Below are 11,544 nucleotides of genomic sequence, written 5' to 3' on the forward strand. Positions count from 1 at the left end.
CGAATTAGCTAATCTTTAGATATAGCCCAAAATTCTTAAGATAGTTGCTACCAAATTAACTGGTAATTGAACTGCTGCTGCTACAACATCAACGATACTAAGACCTAATTCTAAGCAGTTACCCATGATACCACTTTCAACAACATTTCTGATTGCTTCAAATAATGCACCCATTTTATTCTCTCCCTTCCTTGAACATACACAAAGTATAACAAACATTACTAAAAGGATCAATACTTTTTTGATATTTATCTGATTTAATAGTTATTTTTTTCTGATAAATCGAAAATCAACTAAAAATATAACTATCATAATCGGCGTTAATGTTTTCACCTTATAATTGTTATTTAAAATATTAATCAGACATATAAAAAAGAGTGATAGTTAAAAGCATTTAATAACATGCTGACTATCACTCTTCACATTTCGAGGCTATATCATGAATAACATTCTTGGGAACCTCTTAAAATCATATTAAGGGCATTATTCCGCAATCTTAAGATCTAAGATCAATTTGCTTGTTTCATCAATAAAATCATATTGGTAGGAGCCTTCAAGACCTTCAAGTTCTCCACTACTATTAATAATCATTCCTGGAGAATCTAAAGCACCTTTATCAAAAATACCTTTTTCAGCCGCTGTAAAGGTTCCTGTTTTCCCTTTATATTGGCCTTCAAAATGAAGAAATCCGACAATTCTAGCAGTAGCTAGATGACCGTCTTCCATATTACTTTCCAAATAGTATAGCAAATACTCAACTCTGGCTGTTCCCTGTAAATCCCCGTCAATCTGGTATTCAGCTTGAACACGATTAACTGGAAAATTCTTTTGTGCATCATCTGCAGACTGCTCATCCCATTTTATCACGTTAAAAAGTGTACTCATGCATTTACCTCCTTATATTTAACATATTAGCAAACGTATGTTCTTTTTGCAAGACAGAATTGTCAAATTAAGTAAAACAATTTAGATATTCAATTAATCTGAACACCACAACTGTCCTCAATATAAAAACATGAAATATGGTAAACTTATTAAAAAAGAAGGAGTCGTGGCTAAAAATACTATGAAAAATATAAAAATAGTTACATTATGTGGATCAAGAAAATTTATGAAAGAATTTAACGAAACTGAAATTTTCTTGACCAAGAAAGGATTTGCTGTGTTAAGCCCAATATTTTGTGATAAATCTGACATAACAAAAGAAATGATCCAATCTATGGGGAAAATACACTTAAAAAAAATAGAGCTATCGGATGAAATATTCGTAATTGATGTAAATAGATACATCGGTGAAAGCACAATAAAAGAAATTGAATATGCAAAATTTCAAAATAAACAAATTAGATACTACTCTATTGAAATCATGTGACCGATACAAAATTGATAAGCCTTGAGAAATAAACTGCAATACTAAGAGCTTATTTGGAACGAAATAAAGTCGTGATTTTCGCTCTTGCTGTTTATTCATGTGTAATGTGTGGAGCAAAACGGAGTTTAATTTTATCCCACACTTCAAAAGTCTTTTAATAATCCAGGTTATATTTTTAGCTTTTTATTTTTAACGATAGAAATTTTGGTCTTTGAGATAGCAAATATGATTTGAAATTTATATTCTTCTAGATTTCTCTAAAAACTATGATAAGTATCAATTAACCATTGGAATACAATTGCAAATATAGATACTCACACTAATCCATCAGCTCATAATTTTCGTATTTTCAGTTCAATAGAAATTTGCTGATTTTTTCACTAAACACATTGATATTTTCTGATTTAGATGCAGCTGTCGTTACATCTAGATCTCCAGGATCTTTCGACCATTTGCTTGAATCTGCTGTTAAATAAATACTTAGCTTGGGATCGTTTTTATGTTGATTGATATAGTCTAATATTTTTTCAGGAGGATTACTTGACTGAATGGTTGATAGGATCACCACTTTATCCCAGTCTTTAATTTTGTTGTCTCCAATTTCTTCAATAGGTTCAACTTGTACATAAATATTTTCTTCAACTAGATCTTCTTTAAGCTCATTTATTACATCATTTTTAAAATCACGCTTTTGAGTATAAATTATAGCTTGCTGAGCATTTTCCTCATCTTTTAAATTTCCATTAATTGTATAACTCTCAATGGTTCCTTGGACTCTTGATAGACGATAATAACCTAAAAAACCAGCTGCTCCTATAATTATTATGACTATACTAATTAAGCCCACTCTAAATATTTTATTATTCCAGAATTTTTTCATTTTTTTTCCTACTTTCATTTATTTATTCGTATTGAATTGCACGCTCAGTACGTTCAGAAGGGCTTAAGGTTTTAGTTAGATAATAAGCGCTTTTAACATTTTCAAGTGCAGACAAATGGGTCAGCAAATTAAAATTTTGAAACACAAAACCAATTTCATTTTTATGGAATTCATCCATATTCCTAGTCTTTAAGCTTTGACCCTCATATAAAATTTCTCCCTCATAGTTAGTATCTAAGCTACTAATGATGTTCAGCAACGTTGTCTTTCCATTTCCGCTAGCGCCTAAAATCAAAGCAAAATCTCCTGCTTTAAACGTTGTTGTGATTTCATGTAAAACTGAGTTTTTTTGATTGTCGACTGAAAATCTTTTCGACACTCTTTTTAGTTGATACATTCTTCTCCTCCTACCAATTATTCTCCGATTGATTCTTTTCCAACCAAAGATAGGTGAATAAAATAGCTGCAGATAAACATGCGTTTAACAGTAATGCACTTGGATAAACATTACCATTATTGATTGGTAATACGATCGCTAACCTTTGAGGGAAGTAGTGACGTGTCATTCCATTCAATAGAAAAATCATTATCCAACCACTAATAATAACAACCGTTTTAGAAACATTTGCTAGCGAAAGTTTATCGATCACTCCTCTAAATAAAATCAAATAACTAATCATCCCTACTAAATAGAGCGCTACTTCTACCGACAACAGTAATAATTCAACGATGCCTAAAGAGATAGTTGCAAAGTTAAAAACCAAATTAATTGCAATAATTACAATCACTTGAAGATAAGACAATAAATATTTCGCCATAATCTTCTCAAAAGTCGACTGCACTGCAGTATTAGCTAAAGTTTGATGATTTGATTGGATATCCAACCGATTCATTCGCCATATTAAAATAGTTACAACTACAACTGATAGTACAATCGGCACCCGATCCCACCGAGATTCAGGGATTGTTAGTTGGAAAACATATCTTGCAAAGTAACTGGCTACTATCAACAATAGGCTACTAAAAAAGAACTTCTTACTTTTTTCATGATAAAAATTAACTAAATGTATCATCAGCTTCCTCCTCATAAATTTCTTTTAAAGACATTCCTTTTTCTTCACGTAAGTTCTCTAAATTAACAATTTCACAATATTTGAAAGATTTCAAAAATAAGATATCCGTGAACAAGGTATCCATATCTTCAATAAAATTCGTAGCAATTAAAATAATTTTGTTTTCACTACTAGCTTTTCTAAGTAATTTCTTGACTTGTAAGCGGGAAGAATAGTCTAAGTAGGCAAAAGGTTCATCCAAAAGTAAAATGTTGGTTCCCTTTGCAAATTCACAAGCTATTTTGACTTTGACTTTACTTCCTTCCGATAGCTCTTGCCATTTTTGTTTAGGATAAATACGCCATAATTCCAGCTGTTCTATCGCTTTTTCTACTTTAAAATTGGGAAATAAAACAGTATACTCTATTAAAATTTGTTGGATCGTTTCCGTAGCCTCAAAATAATTTACTGTTGAAACATAAGCAATACTTGATTTAAAAACTGCGCTATTTTGCGGTTGATTATTAAACCAAATAGTTCCAGAAGTTAGTTGCTTTTGTCCCGAAATACAGTCAAGGATTGTGGTTTTCCCTGTACCATTTTTCCCAAGAATCCCAAGAATTTGACCTTCATTCAAGATAAATGACAACTTTTGAAAAATACTTTCTTGATACTGTTTACCAATATTGTTTATTTGCAGTTCATTCATTTCCAACCCTCTCAATCTGTACAATGATTTGTTCTGTTTCTTGCTGTGTTAATCTAAGTTTTTGCAATTGAGTGATAAATAATTCTACTTGTGCCTCAATTAAACGCAACCTTAAATCGGTAATTTTAGTAGCTTTGTTTGTCACAAATTTTCCAATTCCTCTCTGGCTGGTTAAAATTCCTTCTTGTTCCAAAATACTGTAGGCTCGTTGAATCGTCGTTGGATTGACTTCTAGTTCTTCTGCTAATTGTCTGACAGACGGAATCTTTTGATCTTGCTGCCAATGGTTACTGATGATCCAATATTCGATTTGTTCAACAATTTGTTGGTAAATAGGTCTATTCTCGTCATATTTCAACTACACCCCTCCTTTCCTAGCTATATACCGTATTACTTATCTCATACACTCAGCTGGTATGACCTATATTAGACGAAATAAAAAAAACAATTTATATCATCGATATAAATTGCCTGTAATTGAATTAAAAAAATATATTATGTTATACTTTCTGAAACTATATCTATTTATTAGGGGGGAAGCGACAATCGAACGATATAAAGATAATCTAGCCTTAATTGAATATTTAAATAGAGATCCTTTAAATAAATGTACCGAAAAAATCTTTGAAAAAAACAGCTTAATTGTTGATGAATATGAAAAATCATCCCACCTTTACTACGTTGTTGAGGGTGTTGCTTGTGTTGAAATACTTAATGACGGTCAGCAGTATATTTCTTCCTTCATTTTTCAAAATGATTTTTTTGGTTTGGATAGTTTCTCTACATTTAATAAAAAAGAGCATGGGATTCGTGTAATTAGTGAGACAGCTACAATTATCTCTTTACCAAAAGGCAGACTCCTAGCTTCCTTAAACGAAGAACCTCAGAACTATGAATTATTACTGACTAATTTTGCCGACATTTTTCAACGTCATTATAGCTATTTTAATTTTCTTCATTTACCAACTAAAGACCGAATCAAACAAGCTTTGCAGTATCTTAGCGATCATATTGGTATTGTGACTATAGAAGAACATCTAGAATTACCGCGATTTATCACTCAGGAAATTTTATCAAAATTCTGCCGTACTTCTCAATCTAGAGTCTCTGTCTCTTTAAAAGAATTGGAGAAAACAGGATGGCTTCTAAAAAAGAAAGTACCTATTACACTAAATTAAAAAAAAAGTGTGAAGTAAAACTAAAAAATTAGTTTTACTTCACACTCTAAATCGAGACAACTACGAAACAAAATGCTGGAATACGAGTTGATAGTACAAAGTAGCTAATTAAATTTGAGAGCTCAACATTTTAATTTCAACCTATTATAACTATTTTGTTTATCTTGTTTTTACAATCATTTCTAACGCTTTAGCCATATCTTCGCCAGTCAAATCGATATTTTCATCTTCCATACATTGTTTCAGATTTTCCGTTACAACAAGTCCGATGACTTTATCTATACTTGAGCGAACAGCCATTAATTGTGTCACAACTTCCCGACAGTCTTTTTCATCTTCCATCATTTTTAAAACACCGCGAATTTGTCCTTCAGAACGTTTTAAACGATTGGCTAATTTTGGATCACAAGCCACGGATAACCTCTCCTCTCCAAGCGCTCATACCGCCCATGACATTCGTTACATTATACCCTAATGATGCAAAATATTCACTTGCCATCTGTGAGCGTCCGCCGGAATGGCAAATAATATAGTAAGATTGGTTTTTATCCAATGTTTCTGCAGTTTCTTGAAGTGAACTTAACGGCATATTTTTTGCTTCTTTTATATGACCTGACTGATATTCGTCAATTTCTCTAACATCGATAATTGCTAACTCACTTCTTTTTTGTTTTTGCTCGAACTCGTCGATCATGATTGATTGATACATTATTTGATTACCTCCTGAGGATAAATATTACTAAAAATTTGAAATGCGCCATCTAAGTTTTTTACAGAAAATCCATTATTTTTAAGAATTCGTTCTGCTAAATAACTGCGTTGACCACTTTGACAACTAACAATAATTTGTTTATTTTTCGGTAATTCATCCAAACGCTCTCGTAAATCGTCTAGAGGAATATTTACTGCTTGGAGTAGCTGACCATTAGCAGTGATTTCATTTGGGTTTCGTACATCAAGTAAAAAGGCACCTTTATCTAGCTCATCTTTTAATTCGTAATACTGAATATTTTCAGAAAAGCCTTCTATGATATTAGCAGCCGCATAACCAATCATATTAACTGGATCTTTAGCAGAGCCAAACGGTGGTGCATAGGTAAACTCCAGCTCCGGTAAATCCAATACAGTTAAATCTGCTTTGATGGCAGTTGCAATAATATCAATTCGTTTATCTACTCCATCTGCACCTATTGCTTGTGCTCCATAAATCTTTCCTGTCACCGGATGAAATAATAGCTTCATTGTAATTGACTGGCTACCCGGAAAATACCCCGCATGGTTTTTAGAAGTTGTATGAACAGCTTTATAATCTAGGCCATTATTACGCAATTGGCGTTCGCTTAGTCCTGTACTAGCAGCTTGTAAATCAAAGACTCGCACAATCGCAGTACCAATACTCCCTTGATTTTTACGATTCACGCCTGCAATAACATCTGCCACTTGTCTGCCTTGGCGATTAGCTGGTGAAGCAAGTGAGATCAACGCTTCTTCATCAGTAATTTGCTGTTTGACTACGATAGCGTCTCCTACTGCATAAATATCGGGATCATTTGTTTGATACGATTGATCCACTAAAATACCCCCGCGTAATCCAGTTTCAAGTTCAGCAGCAACAGCTAAATCACTTGCTGGTTTAACCCCAATTGATAGGATTGTAAAATCACTCGTAATTGTTTCACCTGAACTTAATTCAATCGTTTTTCCAGAATCTTTAAAACTTGTTGCACCTGCTCCTGTATAAACAGTAATACCTTTTTGCTTTAATTCCTTTTCGACAAATGCCGCCATTTCTTCATCTAACGGCGGCAATAACTGCGGCGCTGCTTCGACAATTGTTACGTTAATGCCTAAGTGTTTTAAATTCTCAGCCATTTCAAGACCGATAAAACCTGCACCAATTACAACTGCATTTTTCGGCTGTTCATTTTTCACAGCAGCAACAATTTTATCAACATCTGGAACATTTCTTAAAGTATAAACATTGGTTGCTTGATCTAAACCTGGAATCGCCGGAATTACTGGTTCAGCACCAGGAGATAAGATTAGTTTGTCATAGGTTAGTTGCTCTTGTTTTCCATGAGACTGTATTGTGACATGTTTACTTGCTCGATCAATTTTAATCGCTTCTGTTTCTGGATACACATCGATGTTAAAACGTTTTTTCAGTTGTTCTGGTGTTTGTAAAATTAACTCTGAGCGCTCACTAATTTCTCCTGAAACATAGTATGGCAAACCACAATTCGCAAATGAAACGTATGGTCCTTTTTCTAAAACAATAATCTCAATATCTTCTGACAATCTTCTAAGTCTGGTAGCAGCAGACATTCCGCCAGCGACGCCACCGATAATCACGACACGCATTATAATTTTCCTCCTCTAGTTTCGCCACGCCAAGCGCTCATTCCGCCTCTGACATTAACAGCATCGATTCCTCTATTTTTTAATTGTTTGACCGCTTGTCTACTTCTCATACCTGATTGACAAATCACATAAACGGATTTATTTTCTTTTACTTTATATGATGAAATTTTGCTTAATGGCAGGTTTTTAGCGCTAGGAATATGACCAGTTGCAAACTCTGTTTTTTCACGAACATCAAGAATTTCCGGTTTCTCCCCTAACTTTAGTTCTAGCTCCTTGGTACTAATTGAATTTCCTTTAAAAAATGAAAACATAAGATCCTCCTTTTATACCCCTATGGGTATTTACGGATTTATCTTATATGATTTTATCTAGCTTGTAAAGTAGTTTGTTTGAAAAATATGAATTTAGATCTAGACACATGCAAAATAAAAGATGCTTTCGATTTTTTTTCATCAAATTGAATTATTTCTTAAGAAAGTCCAATAATTATTAACTTAATTGGCATATTTTTGTAACATAGAACCTCTATACTATAATTATTCACAGAAAGAAAAGAGGTCTTTACATGAATCAAAGCATCCTTAAAAAGCGAAATATCCTACCTTTACTTTTGATTCTACTTCTTTCATTTGCTAGTCTTTTTCTTATTTTTACTAATAATGAAGAACAACCAATTCAAGATGAAGCAACTGCCTATCAGCAGATTTTTATTGATCAAATAGCATCCGAAGCGAAACTTTTGCAAAAACAAACACATTTATTTGCCAGTATCACTATTGCTCAAGCTATTTTAGAATCAGATTGGGGACGTAGTGATTTAGCGATTGAAGCAAATAATTTATTTGGAATCAAAGGAACGTATAACGACGAATCAAGCATCATGCCGACAGATGAGTTTATTGATGGCGAGCGAATTACCATTGATGATTCTTTCAAAAAATATGGAACAATCCAAGAATCAATGGTTGACCATATCGAATTTTTAAAGGGCGGTTCTTACGATGCAATTGAAACTAGTAAGAATTATAAGGAAGCGGCTATTGCTTTACAAAATGGCGGCTATGCAACAGACCCAGATTATGCTGCAAAATTGATTGAATTGATTGAGGAATTCAAATTAAATAAATATGATTCATAATCAGCAAAATTGAAATTATACTTATGTTTCTCGTTTTGGAAAGGCTTATTTTTATGAATAAACTATACTGGGTTTTATATGACAGCGGAATTGGACTTCTCAGAAATAAAAAAGCTACTTTCGTTAAAGGAATTTTTACTTGTCTCTATTTTTTTATCTTAACGATATTAGTTCATGCTTAGCTTATTTCAAGTCGACTTGCCAACATTGAAAAGCAAAAAGTAATTGAAGAAAATAATACTTTAGATACCTTACTTCAAACAAATGCGAATGAACATTTAATCACGCTTTTACTTAGCATGAAAACAGCTTTGGCTGTTTTTAGCCTAGGCTTACTTTTTTTCGGAATTTTTTATCTTACTATTCATTTTCAACGCATTTTATTGTTGGATAAAAGAGAATTAATGATAAAAAAATTGCTAGGCAGTTCCGCCAGAAGAGTAACCAGTGAGTTTTTTACCGAATCGCTGTTGGCTGTTTTACCAAGTGCTCTTTTGGGCATTATCTTGGCGGAGTTCTCTTATCTTACAATTACTCAATCCCTTTATTCTTGGCTGACAGCTACTTTTTATTCAACTAGTTATTTTATTTTACATGTGGATCTTCCTTTAATTGGAATATTTGTCTGTTTAGTTACTTGTCAATTTCTTTATTTTAATCAAAAAATTACGAATCTCTAAAAGGAGTCAAGAATCGTGAATATTTTAGTTGCCGATGATAGTCCTGAAATGGTCCAAATTTTACAAGCCTATTTAAAAAAAGCTGGTTTTACCGTTTTTACAGCGCTGGATGGTGAAGCTGCCTTAGATCTTTTTTATCAGGAAAAATTAGATCTAGCAATTATCGACTGGATGATGCCGAAAATCGACGGCATTGAGGTTATTCAAACGATCAAAGCTGAAAGTTCGCTAAAAATCTTAATGTTAACTGCTAAATCAACTGGAGAAGATGAATTCCTGTCATTATCCAGCGGTGCAGATGATTTTATTACTAAACCGTTTCACCCACAAGTTTTACTATTACGTATCAAAAAATTACTAGGTATCACTGAGGCTATCACTATCCAAAATTTGGTTGTTGATCCAGCAAACTTAAAAGTCTGGAAAGGTGAGCAAGTTTTAGCTTTAACCAAAATAGAAAGTGATTTGTTGATGATGTTAATTAAAAATCGCGGACATATTCTCACTCGTGAACAGCTATTAATTGGCGTTTGGGGAATGAACTATGATGGTGTTGCCCGTACAGTAGACACCCATATCAGAAGGCTGCGGGAAAAAATTGGCGATGAAATCATCACCACCAAAAGAGGAGTTGGTTATCTCATTGAAAAAGAAAACTAGAAGAATCAGTACAACACTTACGCTAACATTCAGCAGTATTATAGTAATTAGCTTTTTGGTGATGTTTATTTTAAATACATTGATTGTTCCTTACTATTATCATGCGAAAATGGCAGGTAAAGTCACTGAGGTCATGGATTCTCTTCAACAATTACCCACTAAAGAACGTAGTGAAAAACAATTAGAACATCTCGAAACTAAATATCAAGTAACGATCCTCACCCATACATTAGACGGCACCTCTCTTGATGATTTTAACGAAGACTTAAATTTACAACTTAATCGGAAACGAGTAGCACTAAACCGCTTTTGGATTACACAAGAAACGTTAGATCAATTAACTGAAAACTCACAACAAGTTCAACGAAATTTTGATCAGGGAAAACAAAAATCCAGCTTCTTGGTTGAAATGCAAGTGCTTGATAATACATTTTACTTAGTTGGGATTTCGACAGTTAACTTCTCTGAAACGGCTGCACTTATCAATACGTTTAATTCAATCTCATTGGGTGTTACGCTACTATTGATTATAATTTTGATTTATATTTCCGTTCGAAAAATTACTGATCCCTTAGTTCATTTAAAAAAAGTAGCGGAAGAAATTACCGCACTAACATTTGTAACCACTGAAGAAATACCTTCTAACGAAATCGGTGAACTAGCCATTAGTATTAATAAAATGAGTACTGCTTTAGCAGCTTACCAAAAGAATTTACTCGCCAAAAATAAGCAATTAAAACAATTTACAGCTGATCTAACGCATGAACTGAAAACTCCTATCGCTTTGATTAAAGCCTATGGTACGGGGATTGAAGATGATTTAGACGACGGTACTTATCTAGATGTTATTTTACAGCAAACCCAACGCTTAAATGAAATCGTCGATCAAATGCTTGATTATGCAAAATTAGAACAGCAGCAATCCATTGCAAAAGTACCCGTATTACTCACTGATATATGGCAACAAACCGTTACCGAGCTAACACCAACAATGGAAAAAGAAACAATTTTATTATTAGAAGCCTCTACCGATACACCTCCTTCATTAATCGAAGCTGATCCGATCTTAATTAAACGGGTTTTTGATAATTTACTAACCAACAGTATTAAGTACACGACAGATAAAGAAATACAAATTAGTTGGCGGGAAACTGAAGATTTTGTTGAATTTTCAATTAGTAATCAAACCACCTTACCTGCTGATTTTGATGTTGCAAAATTATGGGAAGCTTTTTATGTACATGAAAAATCACGAAACAAGTCATTATCCGGAACGGGTTTAGGTTTATCTATTGTTCAATCAATTATGTTGGAACAAGGCTTTGAAATCGAAGCAAGATTGGTACATCAGACATTAATCTTTAACTTACATTTCTATAAAAACGAACAAATGAGCTAAGGTAAAAGTATTTATTTTCCCTAGCTACTTATTCAAATTCAAAATGTGGAGCAAAACTAAAAACTAGTTTTGCTCCACATTTTTTTCTCATGATTTAAGAATTCGCCATTTT

The 11,544-nt window shown here is 33.2% G+C and carries 17 protein-coding genes; 6 read left to right on the forward strand and 11 right to left on the reverse strand.

What is annotated here, in order from left to right; translation table 11 throughout:
• Positions 1 to 15: 15 nt before the first annotated feature.
• Positions 16 to 174, reverse strand: coding sequence for a beta-class phenol-soluble modulin (locus C240_RS15370; protein WP_271497586.1), 159 nt, complete (start codon positions 172 to 174; stop codon positions 16 to 18).
• A 309-nt stretch (positions 175 to 483) separates the two neighbouring features.
• The gene (locus tag C240_RS15375) at positions 484 to 885 is read right to left on the reverse strand and encodes a DUF3224 domain-containing protein (protein WP_271497588.1); all 402 of its coding nucleotides are present in this window, start codon (positions 883 to 885) and stop codon (positions 484 to 486) included.
• 166 nt (positions 886 to 1,051) lie between these two features.
• Between C240_RS15375 and C240_RS15380 the strand changes: the two genes are divergently transcribed.
• Positions 1,052 to 1,372 (forward strand): hypothetical protein, encoded by a 321-nt coding sequence (locus C240_RS15380; RefSeq protein WP_271497590.1) that lies wholly within the window; start codon positions 1,052 to 1,054, stop codon positions 1,370 to 1,372.
• A gap of 349 nt (positions 1,373 to 1,721) precedes the next feature.
• On the opposite strand, the gene C240_RS15385 is transcribed toward C240_RS15380, so the two are convergent.
• From C240_RS15385 to C240_RS15405, 5 genes are read right to left on the reverse strand one after another with little or no spacing between them, the layout of a single operon-like run.
• A complete protein-coding gene (locus tag C240_RS15385; protein ID WP_271497591.1) occupies positions 1,722 to 2,252 on the reverse strand; it encodes a hypothetical protein in 531 nt (176 codons plus the stop codon).
• Positions 2,253 to 2,274: 22 nt separating this feature from the next.
• Positions 2,275 to 2,649, reverse strand: coding sequence for an ATP-binding cassette domain-containing protein (locus tag C240_RS15390; protein ID WP_271497593.1), 375 nt, complete (start codon positions 2,647 to 2,649; stop codon positions 2,275 to 2,277).
• 10 nt (positions 2,650 to 2,659) lie between these two features.
• Complete coding sequence (locus C240_RS15395) at positions 2,660 to 3,325, reverse strand: hypothetical protein (RefSeq protein WP_271497595.1); 666 nt, start codon at positions 3,323 to 3,325, stop codon at positions 2,660 to 2,662.
• On the reverse strand, positions 3,309 to 4,013 hold the full coding sequence (locus C240_RS15400) for an ATP-binding cassette domain-containing protein (protein ID WP_271497597.1): 705 nt from the start codon (positions 4,011 to 4,013) through the stop codon (positions 3,309 to 3,311). The genes C240_RS15395 and C240_RS15400 overlap by 17 nt, the downstream gene beginning before the upstream one ends.
• Complete coding sequence (locus tag C240_RS15405; protein WP_271497599.1) at positions 4,006 to 4,371, reverse strand: GntR family transcriptional regulator; 366 nt, start codon at positions 4,369 to 4,371, stop codon at positions 4,006 to 4,008. The genes C240_RS15400 and C240_RS15405 overlap by 8 nt, the downstream gene beginning before the upstream one ends.
• Before the next feature lie 109 nt (positions 4,372 to 4,480).
• On the opposite strand from C240_RS15405, the gene C240_RS15410 reads away from it, so the two are divergent.
• A complete protein-coding gene (locus C240_RS15410) occupies positions 4,481 to 5,191 on the forward strand; it encodes a Crp/Fnr family transcriptional regulator (protein ID WP_271497601.1) in 711 nt (236 codons plus the stop codon).
• A 159-nt stretch (positions 5,192 to 5,350) separates the two neighbouring features.
• Here the strand turns inward: C240_RS15410 and C240_RS15415 are convergent, their stop codons facing one another.
• Genes C240_RS15415 through C240_RS15430 form a run of 4 tightly spaced genes read right to left on the reverse strand, consistent with a single transcriptional unit; the run spans position 5,351 to position 7,866 of the window.
• Positions 5,351 to 5,605 (reverse strand): metal-sensitive transcriptional regulator, encoded by a 255-nt coding sequence (locus C240_RS15415; protein ID WP_271497603.1) that lies wholly within the window; start codon positions 5,603 to 5,605, stop codon positions 5,351 to 5,353.
• Positions 5,595 to 5,900 carry a rhodanese-like domain-containing protein gene (locus C240_RS15420; RefSeq protein ID WP_271497605.1) on the reverse strand — a complete coding sequence of 102 codons (306 nt, stop codon included), beginning with the start codon at positions 5,898 to 5,900 and terminating at the stop codon, positions 5,595 to 5,597. The genes C240_RS15415 and C240_RS15420 overlap by 11 nt, the downstream gene beginning before the upstream one ends.
• A complete protein-coding gene (locus C240_RS15425; protein WP_271497607.1) occupies positions 5,900 to 7,552 on the reverse strand; it encodes an FAD-dependent oxidoreductase in 1,653 nt (550 codons plus the stop codon). Before C240_RS15425 ends, C240_RS15420 begins: the two co-directional genes overlap by 1 nt.
• Positions 7,552 to 7,866: a rhodanese-like domain-containing protein gene (locus tag C240_RS15430; protein ID WP_271497609.1), complete on the reverse strand. Its 315-nt coding sequence runs from the start codon at positions 7,864 to 7,866 to the stop codon at positions 7,552 to 7,554. The genes C240_RS15425 and C240_RS15430 overlap by 1 nt, the downstream gene beginning before the upstream one ends.
• 254 nt (positions 7,867 to 8,120) lie before the next feature.
• Between C240_RS15430 and C240_RS15435 the strand changes: the two genes are divergently transcribed.
• The 4 genes from C240_RS15435 (at position 8,121) to C240_RS15450 (ending at position 11,432) form a co-directional block, all read left to right on the forward strand.
• On the forward strand, positions 8,121 to 8,693 hold the full coding sequence (locus C240_RS15435) for a glycoside hydrolase family 73 protein (RefSeq protein WP_271497611.1): 573 nt from the start codon (positions 8,121 to 8,123) through the stop codon (positions 8,691 to 8,693).
• A 299-nt stretch (positions 8,694 to 8,992) separates the two neighbouring features.
• The gene (locus C240_RS15440; protein ID WP_271497612.1) at positions 8,993 to 9,373 is read left to right on the forward strand and encodes an FtsX-like permease family protein; all 381 of its coding nucleotides are present in this window, start codon (positions 8,993 to 8,995) and stop codon (positions 9,371 to 9,373) included.
• A gap of 15 nt (positions 9,374 to 9,388) precedes the next feature.
• Complete coding sequence (locus C240_RS15445; protein WP_271497614.1) at positions 9,389 to 10,033, forward strand: response regulator transcription factor; 645 nt, start codon at positions 9,389 to 9,391, stop codon at positions 10,031 to 10,033.
• Positions 9,978 to 11,432 carry a sensor histidine kinase gene (locus C240_RS15450; RefSeq protein WP_271497616.1) on the forward strand — a complete coding sequence of 485 codons (1,455 nt, stop codon included), beginning with the start codon at positions 9,978 to 9,980 and terminating at the stop codon, positions 11,430 to 11,432. The genes C240_RS15445 and C240_RS15450 overlap by 56 nt, the downstream gene beginning before the upstream one ends.
• Positions 11,433 to 11,544 lie beyond the last annotated feature (112 nt).

Origin of the sequence: Enterococcus sp. 5H, assembly GCF_028128615.1 — a bacterium.
Classification (GTDB): Bacteria; Bacillota; Bacilli; order Lactobacillales; family Enterococcaceae; genus Enterococcus_L.